Origin of the sequence: Xanthomonas sp. DAR 35659, from assembly GCF_041242975.1 — a bacterium.
GTDB lineage: Bacteria > Pseudomonadota > Gammaproteobacteria > Xanthomonadales > Xanthomonadaceae > Xanthomonas_A > Xanthomonas_A medicagonis.
In genome coordinates, this window is record NZ_CP162488.1 from 3,190,350 (window position 1) to 3,215,774 (window position 25,425).

The window sequence follows — 25,425 nt, forward strand, 5'->3', positions numbered from 1 at the left end:
TCTGTTGCGCCTGGCGCTGCAGCACAATGCCAGCCTGTTCATGGTGTTGCAGGCCGGCCTGGCGGCGCTGCTGCACCGGCTCGGCGCCGGCGAGGACATCGCCATCGGCAGCGCCATCGCCGGTCGCAACGACCAGGCGCTGGACGACCTGGTGGGCTTCTTCGTCAACACTTTGGTGCTGCGCGCCGACCTGTCCGGCCGCCCCGACTTCACCACCCTGCTCGGCCGCGTGCGCGCCACCGCGCTGGCCGCCTACACCCATCAGGACGCGCCGTTCGAGCGGCTGGTGGAACTGCTCAATCCAGCGCGCTCGGTCGCGCACCACCCGCTGTTCCAGGTCGGGCTGGTGCTGCAGAACGTCGAGGAGGCCATGCTGGAACTTCCGGGCCTGGAGGTCTCTGACTACCCGGCCGACTTCCGCACCGCCAAGTTCGACCTTTTCTTCAACCTCGGCGAGCGCCATGCGGCCGATGGCGCGCCGGCCGGCCTGGACGGCAGCATCGAATACGCCAGCGATCTGTTCGACGAGGCCAGCGTGGCGCGGCTGTGGCAGCGCCTGGTGAGGCTGCTCGAGGCGGCCTGCGCCGATCCGGCGCGCCGCATCGCCGACATCGCGCTGCTCGATGCGGACGAACGCGCCGAACTGCACAAGCGCGCCAGCGACGGCGCGCCGGCGCCGGCGCTGGCGACCATCGTCGAACTGTTCGAACGCCAAGTCGCGCGCCACCCCGACGCGCCGGCGCTGCTGTACGGCCGCAGCCGCCTGAGCTATGCCGAACTCGACCGCCGCGCCAACCGCCTGGCGCATGCGCTGATCGCGCGCGGCGTCGGCGCCGAGGACCGCGTCGCCATCGCCTTGCCGCGCTCGCCGGAGATGGTGATCGCCGCGCTCGGCGCGCTCAAGGCCGGCGCCGCCTACCTGCCGCTGGATCCGGACTATCCGCCGGAACGGCTGGCCTACATGCTCGCCGACGCCAAGCCCGCGCAGTTGATCAGCCTGCGCGAAATCGAGGCAGGCCTGCCCGCGCACGGGGTCACGCCCTGGCTGTTCGACACGGCCGAGACCGCGCAGGCGCTGGCCGCGCAACCGGCACAGCCGCCGCGCGGACGCATCGCCTCGCCGCAGCAGGCCGCCTACGTCATCTATACCTCCGGCTCCACCGGCTGGCCCAAGGGCGTGGTGGTCAGCCATGCCGGCGTGCCGAGCCTGCTTGCCGCGCAGATCGACGCGTTCGCGGTCGGCCCCGGCGCGCGGGTCCTGCAATTCGCCTCGCTGAGCTTCGACGCCGCGTTCTGGGAGTTGTGCATGGCGCTGCTGTCCGGCGCGGCACTGGTGATCGGCGACGCCGAACAGGTGCGACCGGGCGAGGCCCTGACCGCGCTGATCGAGGCGCACGGCGTGACCCACGTGACCCTGCCGCCGGCCGCGCTGCCGGTGCTCGACCCGGTGGCGCTGCCTCGCCTGCGCGACCTGATCGTCGCCGGCGAGGCCTGCGCGCCGCCGCTGGTGCAGGCATGGTCGCGCGGGCGCCGCCTGACCAATGCCTACGGCCCGACCGAAACCACGGTCTGCGCGACCATGAGCGCGCCGCTGGCCGGCGCGATCGACGCGCCGATCGGCGCGCCGATCCGGGGCGCGCGCGTCTACGTGCTAGATGCCGGCCTGCAGCCGGTGCCGAGCGGCGTCCCCGGCGAGTTGTACATCGCCGGCGCCGGCCTGGCGCGCGGCTATCTCGGCCGCGCCGCGCTCACCGCCGAGCGTTTCCTCGCCGATCCGTTCGCCACCGGCCAGCGCATGTACCGCAGCGGCGACCTGGTCCGCTGGAACACGCATAGCCAGCTCGAATTCCTGGGCCGCATCGACCACCAGGTCAAGTTGCGCGGTTTCCGCATCGAACTCGGCGAGATCGAGTCGGCGCTGCAACGCCATCCGGCGGTGGCGCAATCGGTCGTGATGGCGCGCGAGGACGTGCCAGGCCACAAGCAGCTGGTCGGCTATGTCGTGCTCAAGCGCGAGCCGGAGGCGCGCGACCAGGACCGCGAGGCACGCCAGATCGGCGAATGGGAAACCATCTACCAGGATCTCTACGGCGATGAGTCGCTGGACGGCGCCTATGCCTTCGGCGAGAACTTCCATGGCTGGAACAGCAGCTACGACGGCAGCCCGATCGCGCTGGAGCAGATGCGCGAATGGCGCGCGCACACGGTGCATCGCATCCTCGCACTCAAGCCCGCACGGGTGCTGGAGATCGGTGTCGGCAGCGGCCTGATCCTGTCGCAGGTCGCGCCGCACGTGCGCACCTACCATGGCACCGACCTGTCGGCGGCCACGGTCGAGCGGCTGCGCGCCGAAGTCGCGCACCAACCCGCGCTGGCCGGCAAGGTGATGCTGCATGTGCGCCCGGCCCACGCCATGGACGGGCTGGACGCAGGGCTGGACGACGCCGACTCGGCGCAGGGCACTGGCTTCGACGTCGTCGTGATCAACTCGGTGCTGCAGTACTTCCCCAGCGGCGAGTACCTGGCCGGGGTGATCCGCCAGGCCATGAAGCTGCTCGCGCCCGGTGGCGCACTGTATCTGGGCGACGTGCGCAACCTGCACCTGCAGCGCAGCTTCGCCACCGCGATCGCGCTGCACCAGGCCGACCCCGACGCCGACCCGGCCGCCGTGCAGCGCCGCGCCGAACAACTGCGCCTGGCCGAGAAGGAATTGCTGGTCGCACCGGAATTCTTCGCCGAGTTGGGCATGCGCGAGCCGGCGATCTGCGCGGTCGACATCCAGACCAAGCGCAGCGACTACGCCAACGAACTCAGCCGCCATCGCTACGAGGTGGTGTTGCGCAAGGGCCCGCTACCGCTGCGCTCGGCGGCGACCTGGCCGGCGCTGGCGTGGACGCCCGCGCTTGCCGACGACGGTGCGTTCGCGCAACTGCTGCGCGAACGCGGCGACGGCCTGCGCGTGACCGGCGTGCCCAACGATCACCTGTGCGCCGAGTTCCACGCGCTGCGTGCGCTGGCCGACGGCGAGGACGTGGCGGCCGCGCGCGCGCACCTGCTCGACGCCGCCACGCGGCCAGCGGCGGCGCGCAGCGAGCGCCTGCTCGCCAGCGCGGCCGAACTCGGGCTGCGCGCCGCCGGCACCTGGAACGGCGACGGCGACGCGGCGACGCTCGATCTGCTGTTCTGGCGCGAGGACGGTCGCGTCGTCGCCGATCTCTACCGCGCCGCGCCGGTGTCGGCGCTGTCGGCCTGCACCAACCAGCCCTCGGCCATCGACCAGTTCGCCGACCTGCGCCGACAGCTCGTCGCGCAGTTGCCGGACTACATGCAGCCACTGTTGATGCTGTTGCCGCAGTTGCCACTGACCCCGAACGGCAAGATCGACCGCAAGGCGCTGCCCGCGCCCGAGCTTGCTGCCGGCCAGCACCGTGCCGCCGGCAATCCGCGCGAGCAGACCCTGGCCGCGTTGTATGCGCAGGTACTGGGCCTGCCGCGCGTCGGCGTCGGCGACAGCTTTTTCGACCTGGGCGGCGACAGCATCCTGTCGATTCAGCTGGTCGGCCTGGCGCGCAAGGCCGGGCTGCTGGTCACCCCGCGCGAGGTGTTCCAGCACCAGAGCGTGGCCGCGCTGGCGCGGATCGCGCGCGATGCCGAAGGCGGCACGCCAGCGCCTGTCGATGAGCCGGTCGGCACGCTCGCGCCGCTGCCGATCCTGCAATGGTTCCTCGACCGCGAGGCGCCGCTGGACGGCTTCAACCAGAGCGTGCTGCTGCGCGTGCCGGGCGGTTTGCGCGAGGCGACGCTGCGAACCGCGCTGGCCGCGCTGGTCGACCACCACGACGCCCTGCGCCTGCGCCTGCGCCGTGACGACGGCGCCTGGTCGCTGGAGGTCGCCGCCGCCGACCAGGCGCGCTTCGGCCTGCGCCGGGTCGCCAGCGCCGGGCTCGACCACGCCGCGCTGCAGGCCGCGCTCGACGCCGCCGCCGCGCAGGCCGCGCGCGACCTGGACACCGGCACCGGCGCATTGCTGCAAGCGGTATGGTTCGACGCCGGCGACGCGGCCAGCGGCCGCCTGCTGCTGTGCATCCATCATCTCGCCGTGGATGGCGTGTCCTGGCGCATTCTGGTTCCCGACCTGCGCGACGCCGTCGAGGCCATCGCCGCCGGTCGCGCGCCGGCCCTCGCCGCGCGCAGCCACTCGCTGCGTGCCTGGAGCGCGCAGCTGCGCGAGCAGGCGACCGCGGCCGCGCGTCTGGCCGAACTGCCGCACTGGCGCGCACTGGCCGACGGCAACGACCCGCCGTTGTCGCCAGTGGCGCTGGATCCGGCCCGCGATACCGGCGCTGCCTGCGGCCACCTCAGCCTGCGCCTGCCGGCGTCCGTGGCGACGCCGCTGCTGAGCACCCTGCCGGCGCGCTTCCATGCCGGCATCAACGACGTGTTGCTCAGTGCGTTCGCCCTGGCCCTGCGCGACTGGCGCCGGCGCCGCACCGGCCAGTCCTGCGAGGGCGTGCTGTTCGATCTGGAGAGCCACGGCCGGGAAACCGCGCACAGCGAACTGGACCTGTCGCGCACGGTGGGCTGGTTCACCAGCCTGTATCCGGTGCGACTGGATCTGGACGGCATCGACCAGGCGCAGGCGCTCGGCGGTGGGCGTGAACTCGCGCGCGCGCTCAAGCGGGTCAAGGAACAACTGCGCGCCGTTCCCGACCACGGCCTGGGCTACGGCGTGCTGCGCTGCTTCAATCCGCAGGCCGCCTCCGCCCTGGCGGCGCTGCCGCAGCCACAGGTCGGCTTCAACTACCTCGGTCGTTTCGCCGCGACCGGATCCGGCGACGTTGGCGAGGACTGGATCGCCGCCGCCGAAACCCCCGCGCCGGCCGGGGCCGAGGCGCTGCCGATCGCGCACGCGATCGAGCTCAACGCCCTGGTCCAGGACCGCGACGACGGCCCCGAGTTCGTCGCCACCTGGTCGTGGCCGCATGCGCTGTTCGCGCAGGAGCAGATCGAAGACCTCGCCCACACCTTCGCCCGCGCCCTGCGCGCGCTGGCCGCGCTCGCCGGCGACGCGCAGTGCGGCGGCCTGAGTCCGTCGGATGTGGCGCCGACCGCACTCGACCAGGAGGCGATCGAGCGGCTGGAACGCGACTGCCGCGACACCGGCGGCGTCGCCGATCTGCTTCCGCTCACCCCACTGCAGCATGGCCTGTTGTTCCACACCCTGTACGCGCACGACGGCCCGGATTGCTATCTGGTGCAGGTGCGCTTCGACCTCGACGGACCGCTCGATCCGGCCGCCCTGCAAGCGGCCGCGCATGCGTTGATGCAGCGCCATCCGCACCTCGCGGCGCGGTTCGTGCACCACGGCCTGGAGCGCCCGGTGCAGGTGATTCCACGCGATGTTCCGCTCGACTGGCGCCATCTCGACCTGTCCGCGCATCCGGCCGACACGCGCGCGGCGGAGGCCATGCGCATCGCCGAACGCGACCGCGCCGAGCGCTTCGACCTGGGCCAGGCGCCGTTGCTGCGCTTCACGCTGCTCGCGCTCGGCGCCGACGCCGACGGCCGCGCCCGCCACCGCCTGCTGATCACCAACCACCACATCCTGCTCGACGGCTGGTCGCTGCCGCTGCTGGTGCAGGAACTGTTCGCGCTCTACTCCGGTTCCGCGCTGCCGCGCCCTGGCGCCTATCGCGACTACCTGCGCTGGCTGCACGCGCGCGATCCACTGCAGGCCGAACGCGCCTGGCGCGACGCGTTGGACGGCCTCGACGCGCCGACCCTGCTGCTGCCCTCGCAGCCGCACGCCTCCGGCCGCCAGAGCGAGCACGCGCTGGAGTTGCCAGAAGACGCATCGCGCGCCCTCGCGCAACTGGCGCGGCGCCTCGGCCTGACCCTCAACATCCTGGTGCAGGGCGCCTGGGGCCTGTTGCTCGGCCGCATGCTCGGCCGCGACGACGTGGTCTTCGGCACCGCAGTGTCGGCGCGCCCGCCCGAGTTGGCCGAGGCCGACCGCATGATCGGCCTGTTCATCAACACCGTCCCGGCCCGCCTGCGCCTGGATCCCAAGCGAAGCTTCGCCGACCTGCTGCAGGAACTGCAGCGCCAGCAGACCGCGCTGATGGATCACCAGCACCTCGACCTGGCCCAGGTGCAACGCTACGCCGGTTTCGAGCGCCTGTTCGATACCTTGTACGTGTTCGAGAACTATCCGGTCGACCACGCCGGCCTGGCCAGCGCGCTGGGCGAGCTCCGTCTTGGCGGCTTCGCCAGCAGCGACGCCACCCACTATCCGCTGAGCCTTCTGGTCACGCCCGGGCAGCGCCTGTCGCTGCGTTTCAACTTCGACCCGGCGCGGCTGCAGGAACCTAGCGTGGCCTGCCTGGCCGCACGTCTGGCGCGGCTGCTCGGCGCGGTCGCCGCGCATCCGCAGCGCAACCTGGAGGATTTCGACCTGCTGGACGAGCAGGAGCGCCGACACGTCCTGTACGCCTGCAACGACAGCGCGCGCGCCGTGCCGGCGCTGACCGTGCCGGCCTGGTTCCAGCAGCGCGCCGCCGCCACGCCGGAGGCGATCGCCGTGGCCGATGGCCAGGGCGCGTTGAGCTACGGCGCGCTCAACCGCCGCGCCAACCGCGTCGCGCACGCGCTGATCGCGCGCCGCATCGGCCCGGAAGACCGCGTCGCCCTGGCGATTCCGCGTTCCGTGGACACCATCGTCGCCATGCTGGGCATCCTCAAGGCGGGCGCGGCCTATCTGCCACTGGACGCCGATCATCCGCACGACCGATTGCGCGCCACCCTCGACGATGCGCGTGCGCGCTGCGTACTGACCACCGGCGCCACCGCCGCGCGCCTGCCGCAGGGTGCGCCCGTGTTGCTGATCGACGACACGACCGCGTTCGGCAACGAGATCGCCCAGGCCGCCGGCCACGATCCCAGCGACGCCGAGCGCATGCAGGCGCTGTCGCCGCAGCACCCGGCGTATGTGATCTACACCTCCGGTTCGACCGGCACGCCCAAGGGCGTGTGCGTCACCCACGCCGGCATTCCCAGCCTGGTCCACAGCCAGGTCGAGCGCTTCGGCCTGGACGCCGACAGCCGCGTGCTGCAGTTCGCCTCGATGAGCTTCGATGCGGCCACGATGGAAATCCTGATGTGCTTGGCGGCCGGCGCGACCCTGGTGCTACCGCCGCCGGGCCTGCTGCTCGGCGCCGCGTTGGCGCGCGTGCTGGGCGAACAGCGCATCAGCCACAGCCTGATCCCGCCGAGCGCGCTCGGCAGCCTGGATCCGGCGCAATCGCCGTGGCCGACCACGCTGATCGTCGGCGGCGAAGCCTGCCCCGCACACGTCGCCGCGGCGTGGTCGCGCGACGGCCGCCGCCTGGTCAACGCCTACGGCCCGACCGAGATCACCATCTGCGCGACGATGAGCCAGGCGCTGGACGCGGCCGGCCTCGCCGGCGCCGCGCCGCCGCTCGGCGGCCCGGTCGCCAACACCCGCCTGTACCTGCTCGACGCGCGGTTGCGGCCGGTGCCGGTTGGCGTCGCCGGCGAACTGTACATCGCCGGTCCGGGCCTGGCCCGCGGCTACCTGGACCGGCCCGGCCTGAGCGCCGAACGCTTCGTCGCCGATCCCTTCCACGTCGGCCAGCGCATGTACCGCTCCGGCGACCTGGCGCGGCGACGCACGGACGGCCAGCTCGACTATCTCGGCCGCGTCGATCAGCAGGTCAAGCTGCGCGGTTTCCGCATCGAGCTGGGCGAAGTGCAATCGGCGCTGGCGGACTGCGGCTATCCGGGCAACGTGGCGTTGGTGCGCGAGGACCGCCCGGGCCATCCGCAGTTGGTCGCCTACCTGGTCAGCGCCGAACCCGTCGATGGCGACGCGCTGCGCAAGCGCCTGGCCCGGCGCCTGCCCGACTACATGGTGCCGGCCGCATTCGTCGCGCTCGCTGCGCTGCCGCTTACCGCCAACGGCAGCAAGCTCGACCGCAAGGCGCTGCCGGCGCCGCAGTTCGCCGTGCCGGCGCAGTCGCGCGGCCCGGCCGATGCCACCGAGCAACTGTTGTGCGCGCTGTTCGCCGACGTGCTGGGATTGGAACGGATCGGCGTGGAGGACGATTTCTTCGCTTGCGGCGGCCATTCGCTGCTGGCCACCCGCTTGATCGGACGCATCCGCGCGACCTTCGGCGTCGAGTTGCCGATCCGCGCGCTGTTCGACGCGCCCAACGTGGAGGCGCTGGCGCGGCAACTGCCCTCGGGCGCCGCCGCGCGCGAAGCGCTGACCTCGCAGCCGCGTCCGGCCCTGCTGCCGCTGTCGTTCGCGCAGCAGCGGCTGTGGTTTCTGCACCGCTTCGAAGGCCCCAGCGCGACCTACAACGTCCCGCTGGCGCTGCACCTGGACGGCGAGCTCGACGCCGACGCGCTGGAAGCGGCCTTGAACGACGTGGTCGCGCGCCACGAAAGCCTGCGCACCCTGTTCCCGGCCGGCGACGCGCCGCAGCAGCGAGTGCTGCCGCCAGACCAGGCGGCGCTGCGGCTGCACCGCGCCCGCGGCGACGACGACGGACTGCACGCGGCACTGTCGGCGGCGGCCGCGCACTGCTTCGACCTGACCCGCGAGCTTCCGCTGCGCGCGCGCCTGATCGAACTCGGCCCGCAGCGCCACGCGCTGCTGCTGTTGCTGCACCACATCGCCGGCGACGGCGCCTCGCTGCAGCCGCTCGCGCGCGACCTCAGCCACGCCTACGCGGCGCGCCTGCGCGGCCGCGCGCCGATGTTCGCGCCGCTGCCGGTGCAGTACGCCGACTATGCCCTGTGGCAACGCCGCACGCTCGGCGACGAGGACGATCCCGGCAGCCGCCTCGCGCAGCAGATGCGGTACTGGAAGCACCAGTTGGCCGCGTTGCCCGAACGCATCGCGCTGCCGTGCGACCGCCCGCGGCCGCCGCACTCGAGCTATCGCGGCGGCCGGGTGCCGCTGTCGATCGACGCCGCGCTGCACGCCCGCCTGACCGCATTGGCCCGGCGCCAGGGCGCGACCGTGTTCATGGTGCTGCAGGCGGCGCTGGCGGCGACGCTGGGCAGGCTCGGCGCCGGCGAGGACATCGCGCTCGGCACGCCGATCGCCGGCCGCAGCGACGAGGTCCTGCACGCGCTGGTCGGTGTGTTCCTCAACACGCTGGTGCTGCGCACGGACCTATCCGGCGATCCCCGCTTCGCCGAGCTGCTCGAGCGCGTGCGCGAGACCGATCTGGCCGCCTACGAGCACCAGGACGTGCCGTTCGAGCGGTTGGTCGATGCGCTGCAGCCGGCCCGCTCGATGGCCCACCACCCGCTGTTCCAGGTGATGCTGTCGCTGCAGAACCACGCCGCCGGCGAACTCGCCCTGCCCGGACTGCGGACACGCCCGGCCGGGTTCGCGCTGGACGTCGCCCAATTCGACCTGAGCTTCGATTTCAGCGAAGCCCACGACGCGCGCGGCGCGCCGGCCGGGCTGCATGCCAGCATCGAGTACGCCAGCGACCTGTTCGATGCCGACACCGCCCGGCACATCGGCCTGTGCCTGCAGCGCATGCTCGCAGCGGTCTCGGCCGATCCGCGCCGCCGCATCGGCGAGGTCGAGCTGCTCGATGACGCCGAGCGCCGGCAGTTGCTGCGCGATGCGCAAGGACCGCAGGTGGCGCCGTCCGGGCGGCTGTTGCCGCAGTGGTTCGAACGCCAGGCCGCCGCCACGCCGGATGCCGTGGCGATCGTGTGCGGCGCGCAGTCGCTGAGCTTCGCCCAGCTCAACCGTCGCGCCAACCGCATCGCCCATGCGCTGATCGCGCGCGGGCTCGGTGCCGACGATCGGGTCGCCCTGGCCCTGCCGCGGTCGGCCGACACGGTCTGCTGCATGCTCGGCGTGCTCAAGGCCGGCGCGGCCTGCCTGCCGCTGGATACCGAGCATCCCGGTGAGCGCCTGCGCGAGCTGGTCGCCGACGCCGCGCCTGCGCTGCTGCTCGGCCACGCCGCGGTCCGCGCCGCGCTCGCCCACGCCGGCCCGGCGTTGCTGCTCGACCAGGACGCGGGCCGCGCGGAACTGCAGGGCATGCCCGAGCGCGATCCGCACGAACGCGGCGTGGGCCGGCATGCCGGCGACCGCGCGCCGCTGCATCCGCAGCAGACCGCCTACGTGATCCACACCTCCGGTTCGACCGGCAAGCCCAAGGGCGTGGTGGTGCCGCACGCGGCGCTGGCCAACCTGTTCGAGCAGCAACGCGACGGCCTGATCGCCGACGCCGCGCGCCACGCCGGCGGCCGCGTGCGCTTCGGCCTCACCGCCACCTTCGCCTTCGACACGTCGTTGGAAGGCCTGCTGTTCCTGTGCGCCGGCCACGAACTGCACGTGTTCGACGACGTGCTGCGCCGCGAGGGCGACGCGTTGCTGGCGCATCTTCGCGCCGCGCGCATCGACGCGCTCGACCTGACCCCGACGCACTTCGAGCAATTGCAGCGCCTGGGCCTGCTCGTCGGCCACGACGACCGCCCCTGCCCGGGTACGCTGATCCTCGGCGGCGAGCCGATCGGCGCATCGCAGTGGCGCACCCTGCGTGGGCACGCCACGGTGCGCGGCCACAACTACTACGGCCCGACCGAGTACACGGTCGACGCCGCCGGCCTGGCCCTCGACGACGGCGACGAGCGCCCGAGCGTCGGCCGGCCGCTGCGCAATACCCGCTTGCACGTCCTCGACGCGCGCCTGCGCCCGGTACCGGCCGGCACCGTCGGCGAGCTGTACATCGCCGGCGCCGGCCTGGCGCGCGGCTATCTCGGCCGCCCAGGCCTGAGCGCGGAGCGCTTCGTCGCCGATCCGTTCGCGGCCGGCGCGCGCATGTACCGCTCCGGCGATCTGGCGCGTTGGCGCCGCGACGGCCAACTCGAACTGCTCGGCCGCGCCGATCTCCAGGTCAAGGTCCGCGGCTTCCGCATCGAGCCGGGCGAGATCGAGTCCGCGCTGGCCCAGCTCGGCTTCGCCGCCAACGCGGTGATCGCGCGCGAAGACCGGCCCGGGCACAAGCAACTGGTCGCCTACCTCGCCGCGCCGGCGCTGGACGCGGCCGATCTGGCCACGATCAAGCGCGAACTGGCCGAACGCCTGCCCGATTACATGGTGCCGGCGGCGTTCGTCGCCCTGCCCGAACTGCCCCTGACCCGCAACGGCAAGCTCGACCGCGACGCGCTGCCGGCCCCGCAGGCGGCCGCGCCGTCGGCCGGCCTGGACGAGAGCGCCAGCGAACGCGAGCGCACCCTGGCCGCCCTGTTCCGCGACGTGCTGAACCTGGAAGCGGTGGGCCTGGACGAAGGCTTCTTCAGCCTCGGCGGCGACAGCATCAGCTCGATCCAGTTGGTCGGGCGCGCCCGCCAGGCGGGACTGCAACTGAGCGCGCGCGACGTGTTCCAGCAGCAGAGCGTCCGCGCCCTGGCGGCGGTGGCGAGCGAGGCGAGCGCCGCCTGCGCGCCGGCGGTGGCGCCGGTCGGCGCGCTGCCGGCCACGCCGATCATGCGCGATCTGTTCGAACAGGACGCGCCGTGCGCCCAGTACCAGCAATCGATGCTGCTCAAGGTGCCGGCGCTGCAGGCGCGCGCGCTGCTGGTGGCGCTGCAGGCGCTGCTCGACCACCACCACGCGCTGCGCCTGCGCGTGCTCGACCGCGAACGCCTGGAGATCGCGCCGGTCGGCGCGGTACGCGCCGACGACTGCCTGCTGGCGATCGACGGCGCCACGCCCACCGCCGCGGAGGTCGCCGCGCAGGCCGACGCCGCGCAGCGGCGCCTGGACCCGGCTGCCGGGCGCCTGCTGCAGGCGGTCTGGTTCCACGCCGGCGAGCGGTCGCGCCTGCTGCTGATGATCCACCATCTCGCCGTCGACGGCGTCTCCTGGCGCGTGCTGCTGCCCGACCTGCAGGCGGCCTACGCGCAGGCGCTGGCCGACGCCGACCGCATCGAACTGGAGCCGAGCCCGACCTCGCTGCGCGAATGGGCGCTGCACCTGCCCGAGGCCGCACGGCGGCGCCGCGACGAGTTGCCGCTGTGGCGCACGATGCTGGCCGGCGACGGCGGCGCGTGGCTGCCGCGCGCGCTCGATCCGCGCCATGACACCATGGCGACGGCGCGCACCCATCCGGCCTGCCTGGACGCGGACACCACCCGCGTCCTGTTGACCCAGGCGCCGGAACGCATCAACGGCCGGATCAACGACGTGTTGCTGGCCGCGTTCCTGCTGGCCGCCCTGCACTGGCGGCGGGCGCGCGGCGAACACGATGCGCACGCGGTCGCCTTCGACCTGGAAGGCCACGGCCGCGAGACGGCGGCGGTGGACGGTCTGATCGACGGCGCCGACCTGTCGCGCACGGTCGGCTGGTTCACCAGCCTGTTCCCGCTGCGCCTGGACGGTGCGGATATCGACCTCGACGACGCGATGGCCGGCGGCAACGCGCTGGAACGCGCGCTCAAGTCGGTCAAGGAACAACTACGGCAGGTGCCCGACCAGGGCATCGGCTACGGTTTGCTGCGCCACCTCGACCCCGAGGCGCGCGCCGAACTGGCCGCACTGGCGCCGCCGTCGCTGGGTTTCAACTACCTCGGCCGCTTCGCCGTCGCCGCCACGGAGCACGGCGCCGACGACGCGGACTGGCAGCCGGTCGGCGCGGACGGCGGCTTCGGCGGCGGCGGCGACCCTGGGCAGCCGCTGGCGCACGCATTGGAACTCAACGCGCTGGTCCGCGACGACGCCGACGGCCCGCGCCTGCAGGCGAACTGGAGCTGGGCCGGGGCGCTGCTCGACGAGGCGGCGGTGGCCGCCTTCGCCGAGGCCTGGTTCGACGCCCTGCGCCGCATCGCCGACTTCGCCCGCGACGCCGACGGCGCCGCGCTGACCCCATCCGACGTGCCTCTCGTCGCGCTCGACCAGTCCGACATCGAGCTCCTGGAATCGCTCTATGCGCCACTCGCAGATTGAAGACATCCTGCCGCTGACGCCGTTGCAGCACGGCTTCCTGTTCCACGCCTTGTACGACGACGCCGTGCAGGACAGCTATGTGGTGCAGATGACCTTCGTCCTCGACGGCGCGCTCGATCCGGCCGCGCTGCGCGCCGCCGCCGACGCGCTGCTGCGCCGCCACGCCAGCCTGCGCGCGGCGTTCGTGCACCACAAGATCAAGGAACCCGTGCAGGTGATCCAGCGCGAGGTGCGCGCCCCGTGGCGCGATCTGGACCTGTCGACGCTGGCGCCGGACGCGCGCGAGGCCGCGCTGGCGCAGGCCATCGCCGATGACGCGCAGGAACGCTTCGACCTGACCCGCGCGCCGCTGCTGCGCTTCGTGCTGGTGCGCGCAGCGGCCGCGCGGCACTATCTGATCTTCACCAGCCACCACATCCTGCTCGACGGCTGGTCCACGCCGATCGCGCTGCAGGAGCTGTTCGCGCTGTATGCCAATGGCGCGGACATCGACGCACTGCCGCGAGTGGCGCCGTACCGCGACTACATGCGCTGGCTCGGCGGGCGCGATCGCGCCGCCGCGCGCGAGGCCTGGGCTGCGGCCTTCGCCGGCTTCCAGGAGCCGACGCGGATCGCCGCCGCCAGCACCGCGCCGGCGGTGCCGGAGACGCTGCGCATCGACCTGCCCGAGGACCTGGTAAGCCGCCTGACCTGGCAGGCGCGCGCCCTCGGCGTCACCCTCAACACCCTGGTCCAGGCCGCCTGGGGCGTGTTGCTGGGCCGGTTGACCCACCGTCGCGATGTCGCCTTCGGGACCACCGTCTCGGGCCGGCCGCCAGAGCTGGCCGGTGTCGAGCAGATGGTCGGATTGTTCATCAATACCGTACCGCTGCGCCTGCAGTGGCGCCCGGACGAGACCGTCGCCGTGCTGTTGCAGCGCCTGCAGCGCGACCAATCCGCCCTGCTCGACCACCAGCACCTGGGCCTGACCGAAATCCAGCGCATCGCCGGCCATGGCGAACTGTTCGACACCCTGGTGGTGTTCGAGAACTTTCCGCTCGGCGACGACGGCGACGGCGCGCAGGACCTCGCCGTCGCCGTGCACAGCCACCAGGGCGGCGACACCTCGCACTACCCGCTCGGCCTGGCGCTGATCCCGGGCACGCCGTACCAGCTCAAGCTCAGCTACCGCCCCGACCTGCTGGCAAGCGAACAGGTCTTGCGCCTGGGGCGCCGCTACCAGCGCCTGATCGAGGCCTTCGCCGCCGACCCGCAGCAACCGCTCGGCCGGATCGACCTGCTCGACGCCGACGAAGCCCAGCGCGTCGTGCGCGACTGGAACGCGACTGCCCACGCGGTACCCGAGACGACCCTGGCGACGCTGCTGTCCGCTCAGGCCGCGCGCACCCCCGACGCGATCGCGCTGCGTTTCGAAGGCCATTCGCTGCGCTACGCCGAACTGGAAGCGCGCAGCAACCGCCTGGCGCGTGCGCTGATCGCCGCGGGCATCGGCCCTGAATCCATCGTCGGCGTGGCGCTGCCGCGCGCGCTGGAGTTGCCGGTCGCGCTGTGCGCGGCCCTCAAGAGCGGCGCCGCCTACCTGCCGCTGGACACCGACTATCCGCCAGAGCGCCTGGCCGAGATGCTCGCCGACGCCGCGCCGGCGTGCGTGCTCACCCGCCATGACGTGGCCGACCGCCTGCCGGCCGGCACGCCGCAATGGCGGCTCGACGAGATCGCGCTGGGCAAGCGCTTGGTCGCACTGCCGGCCCATGCGATCGACGATGGCGAGCGCCGCGCGCCGCTGCGGTCGCAGCACCCGGCCTATGTGATCTACACCTCCGGCTCGACCGGCAAGCCCAAGGGCGCGGCGATCCCGCACCGCGGCGTCGTCAACCGGCTCGCCTGGATGCAGCACGCGTATGGGCTGCGCGGCGACGACGCCGTGCTGCAGAAGACCCCGATCAGCTTCGACGTCTCTGTCTGGGAACTGTTCTGGCCGCTGACCCAGGGTGCGCGCCTGGTGCTGGCGCGGCCGGAAGGCCAGCGCGAACCGCGCTATCTCGCCCGCCTGATCGAGCGCGAGCGCGTCACCACGGTGCACTTCGTCGCCTCGATGCTGGACATGTTCGTGTTGGAGGCCGACGCATGGCAATGCGCGAGCCTGCGCCGTGTCGTCTGCGGCGGCGAAGCGCTGTCGGCCGACCTGCACCGACGCGCGACCCAGCGTCTGGGCCGGCCGTTGCACCATTCCTACGGCCCCACCGAGACCTCCATCGGCGTGGCCGCATGGCCCTGCCGCGAGCACGAGGACGGCCCCATCCCGATCGGCGGCCCGATCGCCAACACGCGCTTCTACGTGCTCGACGCCGCGTTGCGACCGGTGCCGCCAGGCACCCTGGGCGAGCTCTACATCGCCGGCGCCTGTCTGGCCCGCGGCTATCTCGGCCGCGCCGCGCTCAGTGCCGAACGCTTCGTCGCCGACCCGTTCGCCCACGGCGAACGCATGTACCGCTCCGGCGACCTGGCGCAATGGCGCGAGGACGGCGTCATCGTCCATCGCGGCCGCGCCGACCACCAGGTCAAGGTGCGCGGGCTGCGCATCGAGCTGGGCGAAATCGAGAGCGAACTGGCCCGCGCTGGTTACCCTCGCAACGCGGTGATCGTGCGCGAGGACCGCCCGGACCAGCGCCGGATCGTCGGCTACGTCGCCGCCGCGGCCGGTTTCGATGCCGATGCGCTCCGCGCTCGGCTGGCGCAGCGTCTGCCCGAGTACATGGTGCCCGCCGCCCTGGTCGCGCTGCCGGCGCTGCCGCAGCTGCCCAACGGCAAGCTCGACCGCAAGGCGCTGCCGGCAGTGGAGCATGCGCCGACCAGCCAGCGCGCGCCGCGCGACGCGCGCGAGCGCGCCCTGTGCGGGCTGTACGCCGAAGTGCTGGGGGTCGAGCGAGTCGGCATCGACGACAGCTTCTTCGCGCTGGGCGGGCACTCGCTGCTGGCGATCCGCCTGATCAGCCGCATCCGCGCCGAACTGGACATCGAACTGCCGATCCGCGCCTTGTTCGAAGCGCCTGGCGTGGCCGCGCTGGCGGCGGTGCTGAATCCGCACTCCGCGCGTCGCCCCTTGCTGGAAAAGCAACAGCGCCCGCCCCGCCTGCCGCTGTCGTTCGCGCAGCGCCGGCTATGGTTTCTGCACCGGTTCGAAGGCCCGAGCGCCACCTACAACCTGCCGCTGGCGCTGGAGTTGCACGGTCCATTGGACCTTCCGGCGCTACGCGCGGCCCTGGCCGATCTGGTCGAGCGCCACGAAAGCCTGCGCACGGTGTTTCCCGATGCCGAGGTTCCGCACCAACAGGTGCTGGCGCCGCTGGCGCCGCCGCTGCACGAGCGCGTGATCGCGCAGTCGATGCTGGCCGGCGCGTTGGCCGAGGACGCGGCGCATGCGTTCGACCTCGCCAGCGAGATTCCGCTGCGCGCTACCCTCTACAGGTTCGATTGCCAGGCCACGCGCGACTCCGGCGAACAGCGCCATGCGCTGCTGTTGCTGTTGCACCACATCGCCTGCGACGGCGCCTCGATGGCGCCGCTGGCCGCCGACCTCGCCGACGCCTACGCGGCGCGCCTGGCAGGCGGTTCGCCGCGACGCGCGCCGTTGCCGGTTCAGTACGCCGACTACACCCTGTGGCAGCAGCGCACGCTCGGCGATGATGGCGATCCCAGCAGTCTGATCGGCGCGCAGATCGGCTATTGGCGCGAGCGCCTGGCCGGGCTGCCCGACTGCCTGGTGCTACCGATCGACCGGCCGCGCCCGCCCCGCGCCAGCTATCGCGGCGCGCAGCACCCGTTCGCGGTGGACGCCGAGACGCATGCGCGGCTCGCGGCGCTGGCGCGGGCGCATGGCGCCTCCCTGTTCATGGTGCTGCAGGCGGCGCTGGCCGCGACCCTGACCCGGCTCGGCGCCGGCACCGACATCGCCCTCGGCACGCCGGTGGCCGGGCGCAACGATGAAGCGCTGCACGACCTGGTCGGGCTGTTCCTCAACACCCTTGTGCTGCGCAACGACACCTCCGGCAATCCGCGCTTCACCCAATTGCTGGCGCGGGCGCGCGACACCGCCCTGGCCGCCTACGAGCATCAGGATCTGCCGTTCGAACAGCTGGTCGACCTGCTCAGGCCCGAGCGCTCGCTCGCCCACCATCCGCTGTTCCAGGTGCTGATCGTGTTGCAGAACACCGCGCGCGCCGAACTGGACCTGCCTGGCTTGCGCGTGCGCGCGGCCCAGTTCGACCACAGCGTGGCCAAGTTCGACCTGAGCTTCGCCTTCAACGAGCGCTTCGACGCCGCTGGCGCGCCGTGCGGCCTGGATGGCGCGGTCGAATACGCCCTGGATCTGTTCGAGCCGGCGAGCGCGGCGGCGATCGCCGCGCGGCTGCAGCGGATGCTGGTGGCGGTGGCGCGCGATGGCGAGGCACCGATCGGGTCGGTCGAGATGCTCGATCCGCACGAGCGGCGGACCGTGCTGGAGACCTGGAACGCCACCGCGCACGAGGTAGCGGCGGAGTCGGTGGCGGCCGCGTTCGCGCGCCAGGCCGCAGCGACGCCGGACGCGATCGCGGTGGTCGGCGAACAGGTCGCATGGTGCTATGCCGAACTGGATCGGCGCGCGGATGCGCTCGCGCACGCACTGCGGCGGCACGGCGCCACCGCCGAGCGCGGCGTCGGGATCCTGATGCAGCGCTCGCCCGAGCTGATCGTCGCGGTGCTCGCCGTGCTCAAGACCGGCGCCTACTACGTGCCGCTGCACGCCGCGCATCCGGACGCCCGCCTGAGCGCCCTGCTGGCCCAGACCGGCGCGCAGCTGCTCGTCGCCGACGCGTCCGCGCACGGACGCAGCATCGCCGCCGCCCACACGGTGCGCGTGGATGCCTTCGGGTTCGACGTGGCCGAGGCCGACGACCGGCCCGCTGCCGCCATCCACCCGGAGCAGCTGGCCTACGTCATGTTCACCTCCGGCTCCACCGGCATCCCCAAGGGCGTGGCCGTGCGCCAGCGCGACATCGTCGCCCTCGCCCGCGATCGCCGCTTCGACCACGGCCATGCCACCGTCCTGCTGCATTCCAGCCACGCCTTCGACGCCTCCACCTACGAACTGTGGGTGCCGTTGCTGCGCGGGGGCCGCGTCGCCGTGCTCGATGCCGACGCCGGCGATGCCCGCGACTACCAGCGCGCCATCGAACGACACGGCGTCAGCGCCCTGTGGCTGACCGCCGGCCTGTTCCACGAGTTCGCCGACGCCGCGCCGGACCTGTTCGCGCCGCTGCAGCAGGTGCTGGCCGGCGGCGACGTGCTGCACCCCGCCGCGATCCGCCGCCTGCAGGCCCGTCATCCGCGCCTGCGCATCGTCAACGGCTACGGCCCGACCGAAACCACCACCTTCGCGCTCGCCGGCGCCGTCGAGCCCCTGGGCGAGGACGTCTCCAGCGTCGCGCTCGGCACCCCGCTCGACAACATGCAGGTCTACGTGCTCGACGCGGCCCTGCAGCCGATGCCGGTCGGCGCGACCGGCGAGCTCTACATCGCCGGCGCCGGCCTGGCCCGCGGCTACCTCGGCCAAGCCGCGCTCAGCGCCGAGCGCTTCGTGGCCAATCCGTTCGCCCCCGGCGCTCGCATGTACCGCTCCGGCGACCTCGCCCGCTGGCGCGCCGATGGCCGCATCGACTTCCTCGGCCGCAGCGACCAGCAGGTCAAGCTGCGCGGCTTGCGCGTGGAGCTCGGCGAGATCGACGCGGCACTGGCCGACCTGGGCCACGCGCCGGCCGCCACGCTGCTGCGCGAGGACCGGCCGGGCCAGAAGCAGCTCGTCGCCTATCTGGTCGCCGAATCGGTCGATGCCGACGCCCTGCGCGAGCGACTCGCGCAACGTCTTCCGGCGTACATGCTCCCGGCCGCCTTCGTCGCCGTCCCCGCCCTGCCGCTGACCGCCAACGGCAAGCTCGACCGCCGCGCCCTGCCGGCGCCGTGCTTCGCGCCGGTCGCCGCGCGCGCCCCGCGCAACGCCGACGAAGCCGTGCTCTGCGAACTCTTCGCGCAAACGCTGGGGCTGGAGAACGTCGGCATCGATGACGGCTTCTTCGCCCTCGGCGGCGACAGCATCGGCTCCATCCAACTGGTCGGCCGCGCCCGCCAACGCGGACTGCAGTTCTCCGCGCGCGACGTATTCGAACACAAGAACGTCCGCGCGCTGGCGCGCATCGCCCGGCGCGAGCACGCAGCCGACGCCGCGCCCGCGCAGCCTCCGTGCGGCCCGCTGCCGGCCACGCCGATCCAGCGCTGGCTGTTCGAACAACCCGGTCCGCACGCGCATTTCGCTCAGAGCATGCTGCTGCAGGTGCCGGTGCTCGAGGCTGCCGCGCTACGCGCGGCGCTGCAGGATCTGCTCGATCACCACCACGCGCTGCGTCTGCGCTGCGATGCCGCCTGCGCGCTGGACATCGCGCCGGTCGGCGCGGTGCGCGCCACCGACACGCTCGAACGGATCGACCTGCACGGCATCGGCGGCGACGCCCGCGCCGCGCGCATCGCCGACGCCACCGCCGCGGCGCAGGCGCGCCTGGACCCGTCCACGGGCCAGGTGCTGCAAGCGGTTTGGTTCGACGCCGGCGACGACGCATCGCGCCTGTTCCTCGCCATCCACCACCTCGCCGTCGATGGCGTGTCCTGGCGCATCCTGGTGCCGGACCTGCAGGCCGCTTACCAGGCCCGCGCGGACGGTCAAACGCCGCTGCTGCAACCGGCGCCGACCTCGCTGCGGCAATGGGCGCTGGCGTTGCCGCAGATGGCGGCCGCGCGCCGCGCCGAGTTGCCGTTCTGGCAGACGATGAGCACCGCCGACACCGCGCCACTTGGCCTGCGTGCGCTCGATTCCGCGCGCGACACCGCAAAGCGGCAGCGCCACCTCGCCCTGCGCCTGGACAGCGCCACGACCCGCATCCTGCTGACCCGCGCCAGCGAACGCATCGGCGGGCGCGTCAACGACGTGCTGCTGACCGCGTTCGCGCTGGCCGTCGCCGATTGGCGCCACGCTCGCGGCCGCGATGCCGACACGGTGCACTTCGACCTGGAAGGCCACGGGCGCGACGCCGCGGTGGCCGGCGCCGACCTGTCGCGCACGGTTGGCTGGTTCACCAGCCTGTTCCCGCTGGCGCTGTCGCTGCGCGGCATCGACCGCACCGCCGCACTGGCCGGCGGCGACGCGCTCGACCGCGCGCTCAAGTCGGTCAAGGAACAATTGCGCGCGCTGCCCGACCACGGCATCGGCTATGGCCTGCTGCGCTATCTGGACCCCGAAGGCGGCGCCGTGCTCGGCGCCTGCGCGGGCGCGCAGATGGCCTTCAACTACCTCGGCCGTTTCGCCGTCGCCGCTCCGTCCGGCGCGGATCAGGCGTGGACCCTGGCCGCCGACGCCGGCCTGGTCGGCGCCAGCCAGGAAGCCAGACCGCTGGCCCACGCGCTGGCGCTGAACGCCGCCACCGAGGACCGCGCCGACGGCCCGGTGCTGTGCGCCGACTGGAGCTGGGCCGAGGAACTGTTCGCGCCCGCGGATATCGAGACGCTGGGGCAAGGCTGGTTCGCGGCGCTGCGCCGCATCGCCGCCAACGCCGACGCCCCGCCACGACTGACCCCCAGCGACGTGCCGCTCAGCGGCCTGGACCAGGCCGAGATCGAAGCGGTCGAAGCCACGCAGCCGCCGCTCCAGGACCTGCTGCCGCTGTCGCCGCTCCAGCACGGCTTCCTGTTCCACGCGCAGTACGGTGCGGCGGCGCCCGACGCCGCCCGCGATCGTGGCGAGGCCGACAGCTACGTCGTGCAGATGGCCTTCACCCTCGACGGTGCGCTGCAGCCGGCCGCGCTGCGCCACGCCGCACGGGCCTTGCTGCGACGCCATCCGAACCTGCGCGCGGCGTTCCTGCACCAGGGGCTGCGCGTACCGGTGCAGGCGATCGTGCGCGAGGCCGAACTGCCGTGGCGCGACGTCGACCTGCCTGCCGCATCCGCGCCACGCGCGGCGGCGCTGGACCTGCTGCTGCGCGAGGATCGCGCGCGCGGCTTCGACCTGCAACACGGCCCGCTGCTGCGCGTGACGCTGGTACGCGAGCATGCCCTCCGCCACGTGCTGGCGCTGACCTATCACCACATCCTGTTCGACGGCTGGTCGCTGCCGGTACTGCTGGAGGAGTGGTTCGCGCTCTACCGCAACGGCGGCGACGACACTGCGCTGGCACCGCCAGCCCCCTACCGCGACTACCTCGCCTGGCTCGCCGGCCGCGACCAGGCGGCCGCGGAACGGGCCTGGCGCGAGGCGCTGGCCGGGCTCGACGAGCCGACCCTCGTCGCCAGCCGACGCGGCCGCGGCGACGCGGCCACGCGGGTCCTGGCGCAAGCGCTGCCGCAGCCGCTGTCGCAGCGCCTCGGCGAACGCGCGCGCGCGCTCGGCCTGACCCTCAACACCCTGATCCAGGGCGCCTGGGCCGTGCTGTTGGGCCGCATCGTCGGCCGCGATGACATCGTCTTCGGCACCACGGTTTCCGGCCGGCCACCGGAACTGCCCGGTGTGGAGCGGATGCTCGGCCTGCTGATCAACACCGTGCCGGTACGCGTGCGGCTGTCGCCGCGGCTGCGCCTGGATGAACTGCTGGCGGGGATGCAGGCGCAGCAATCGGCCCTGCTGGAACACCAGCATCTGGGCCTCAGCGCGATCCAGCGCCTGGCCGGCATCGGCGACCTGTTCGATACACTGACCGTGTTCGAGAACTATCCGGTCGACGCGCGCGCGCTGGCCGGCGCGGATGCCGCCGACGCGCTGCGGATCGGCCGCCACAGCCAGTACGGTGGCGACGCCTCGCACTATCCGCTGGGCCTGGCGGCGATGCCCGGCGAGCGTTTGCGCCTGAGCCTGAGCTACCGCGACGATGCGTTCGACGCCGACCGCGCCGGCCGCCTGCTCCACGCCTATCAGCGCGTGCTCGCCGCCATCGCCGAGGATCCGGCGCAGCGGCTCGGCCGCATCGACCTGCTCGACGCGACCGGCATGATCGAGGTCGCCGCATTCAATCGCGACGCCGAGGACCGCGCCGCGTCGGCCACGCTGCACGGCATGTTCGAACGCCAGGCCGCGCTGACGCCGCACGCCGTTGCGCTGATCGCGGGAGAACAACGTATCCCTTACGCGGCGCTGGATGCGCGCGCCACTGCGTTGTCCGCGCGCCTGCGCGCGCGCGGACTCGGTCCTGGCCACCTGCTGGCCGCGGCGCTGCCGCGCGGCATCGATGCCATCGTCGTATTGCTCGCCACGCTCAAGAGCGGAGCGGCATGGTTGCCCATCGACCCGGACCACCCGGCGGAGCGTGTCGCGCACGCGCTCGCCGATGCGGCGCCGTCCTTGCTGGTCGCGGAGGCGGGCTTCGCCGAGCGCCATCGCGGCGCCGGCATCGCGCTATTTTCGCTCGACGCCGACAACGAACACGAGCAACCGGCGTCTCCCGCACGCGCGGTCGGCCCGTACGACCTGGCCTACGTCCTCTATACCTCCGGCTCGACCGGTCGCCCCAAGGGCGTGGCGGTCGAACACCGCCAGGCGGTGAACGCGATCCGCGCGCGCGCCACACGCTACCCGCGCCATGCCAGCGCGGTGCTGCTGCCGTCGCTGGCCTTCGACGCCGCCCTGGCGCCGGTGTTCGCCAGCCTCGCCAGCGGCGCCACGCTGGTGCTGCCCGCGCCCGGCGAAGAAAGGGACGCCGCCGCGCTCGCCGCGCTGGTACGGTGCCACCGCGTAGAGCAATGGATCAGCGGCCCGGCGTTGTACGCGGCCGTGCTCGAGCATGCCGGCGGCGGACCCGGTGCGGCGCTGGCATCCCTGCGCAGCGTGATCCTGGGCGGCGAGAACATCGCCGCCGCAGTGCCGGCCGCGCATGCCGCGCAGGCGCCGAACGCGATCCTGCACAACGAATATGGCCCAACCGAAGCGACGATCTGGTGCGCATCGGGGCGCTTCCGCCACGATGCGCCGACCTGCATCGGCACGCCGATCGAAGGCGCGCGCTGCTACGTGCTCGACCGCGCGCTGCGGCCGCTGCCGCCGGGCATCGTCGGCGAGCTGTACGTCGCCGGCGCCGGTGTCGCCCGTGGTTACCTCGGCCGCGCCGCGCCCAGCGCCGAGCGTTTCGTCGCCGACCCGTTCGCCCAAGGCGAGCGCATGTACCGCACCGGCGACCTGGTGCGCTGGGGCGCGGACGGCGCGTTGGAGTTCCATGGCCGCACCGACCACCAGATCAAGCTGCGCGGCTATCGCATCGAGCCGGCCGAGATCGAGGCCGCCCTGGCCAGCGCCGGCTATCCGCGCAACGCGGTGATCGTGCGCGAGGACGCGCCAGGCCGGCGCCGCCTGGTCGGCTACGTCGCCGTGGCCGACGGCGGTTTCGACGCCGACGCCCTGCGCGCGCAACTGGCGCAACGCCTGCCCGACTACATGGTGCCGGCGGCACTGCTGGCGCTGTCCGAGCTGCCGCTGACGCCGAACGGCAAGCTCGACCGCGACGCGCTGCCCGCGCCGGAACCGCACGCCGACGGCGCCGGACGCGCGCCGCGCACGCCGCAGGAAGCGGCGTTGTGCGCGTTGTTCGCGCAGGTGCTTGGATTGGAGGCGGTCGGCGCGGACCAGGGCTTCTTCGCCCTGGGCGGTGACAGCATCGGCTCGATCCAACTGGTCGCGCGCGCCCGCGTCCAGGGGTTGCACTTCAGCGTTCGCGACGTGTTCGAACAACAGACCGCGCAGGCGCTGGCGCGCGTGCTCGGCACGGGCAAGGCCGTTGCCGATCGGCTCGGCGCGCTGCCGCCGGTCGCGCCATCCGGACCGCTGCCGGCCACGCCGATCATGCACTGGCTGTTCGAACGCCCGGGCGATCATGACGATTTCGCCCAGACCCTGCTGCTGAACGTGCCTGCGCTGCAGGCCGAACCGCTGCGCGCCGCCGTGCAGGATCTGATCGACCACCACGACGCGCTGCGCCTGCGCCTGCTCGACGGCAATGCCCTGGAGATCGGTGCGCGCGGCAGCGTGCCCGCGGCCGATCTGATCACCCGGGTGGACCTGGCCGGTGGCGATATCGCGGCCACTATCCAATGCATCGCCGAGGCTTCGGCCGCCACGCAGCGCCGCTTGGCGCCGCGCGCCGGACGCATGCTGCAGATGGCGTGGTTCGACGACGGCGCCAGGTCGCGCCTGTTCCTCGCCATTCACCATCTCGCCGTCGACGGCGTATCGTGGCGCATCCTCGTGCCCGACCTGCGCGCCGCGTACGAAGCGCGCGCCGCCGGCCGCGCGCCCGTGCTGGAACCGGTGCCGACCTCGCTGCGGCAGTGGGCGCTGGCCCTGCCGCAGGCCGCCGCCGCGTACCGCGACGAACTGCCGTTCTGGCAGGCGATGGACGAGGCCAGCCCGGCACCACTCGGGACGCGCGCGCTCGACCCGCGGCGCGACACGCTGGCCAGCCAACGCCACCTGCCGCTGCGCCTGGACGGCGACACCACCCGCATCCTGTTGACCCGCGCCACCGAGCGCATGGGCGGGCGCGTCAACGACGTCCTGTTGAGTGCGTTCGCGCTTGCGATGCTGCAGTGGAACGCGGAGCGCGGCCATGCCGAGGACAGCGTGCACTTCGAACTGGAAGGCCACGGCCGCGACACCCGGGTGGCCGGCGCCGATCTCAGCCGCACGGTCGGCTGGTTCACCAGCCAGTTCCCGCTGCGCCTGGCGCTGCACGGCGTCGACCGCGCCGCGGCATTGCGCGGCGACGCCGAACTCGACCGCGCGCTCAAGGCGATCAAGCAGCAGCTGCGCGAAGTGCCCAACCATGGCGTGGGCTACGGCCTGCTGCGCTATCTCGACGACCTCGGCCGTGCCACGCTGGCGACGCGGGCACCGGCGCCGATCGGCTTCAACTACCTCGGCCGTTTCGCGGTCGGCGACGGCGACGCGCCGGCGGGGTGGATGCCCGCCGCCGACGTCGACCTCGGGGGCGACGGCGACGCCTGCCGCCCGCTCGCCCACGCCCTGTCGCTTGCCGCCACCACCGAAGACCGCAGCGCCGGCCCGGTGCTGTGCGCGACGTGGAGCTGGGCCGGCGAGCTGTTCGCCAGAGCCGATATCGAGCGTCTGGCGGCGCTCTGGTGCCAGGCCCTGCGCGCGATCGCCGCGCGCGCGGCCGAGTGCGCGTCCCTGCTGACCCCAGCCGACCTGGCGCTGGTGACGCTGGATCAAGCGCAGATCGACGCGCTGCAGGCCGAAGCCCCGCCGCTGCTCGACGTATGGCCATTGTCGCCGCTGCAGCACGGCTTCCTGTTCCACAGCCTGTTCGAACAAGGCGGCGACGGCGAAGCGCAGACCG

At 73.1% G+C, this 25,425-nt stretch carries 2 protein-coding genes (both running past the window's edge); both read left to right on the top strand.

Features of this window, described 5'->3' with window-relative positions; genetic code table 11:
• Positions 1-13,003, top strand: partial view of a non-ribosomal peptide synthase/polyketide synthase gene (locus AB3X07_RS13420; RefSeq protein WP_369939097.1) — the 3' end only. It extends 14,789 nt beyond the left edge of the window; the window shows 13,003 of its 27,792 coding nt (coding positions 14,790-27,792); its start codon lies beyond the left edge, outside the window; the stop codon is at positions 13,001-13,003.
• Positions 12,984-25,425, top strand: partial view of an amino acid adenylation domain-containing protein gene (locus AB3X07_RS13425; RefSeq protein ID WP_369939098.1) — the 5' portion only. The gene runs 3,839 nt beyond the window's last position; only the first 12,442 of its 16,281 coding nucleotides appear in the window; the start codon lies at positions 12,984-12,986; its stop codon lies beyond the right edge, outside the window. Before AB3X07_RS13420 ends, AB3X07_RS13425 begins: the two co-directional genes overlap by 20 nt.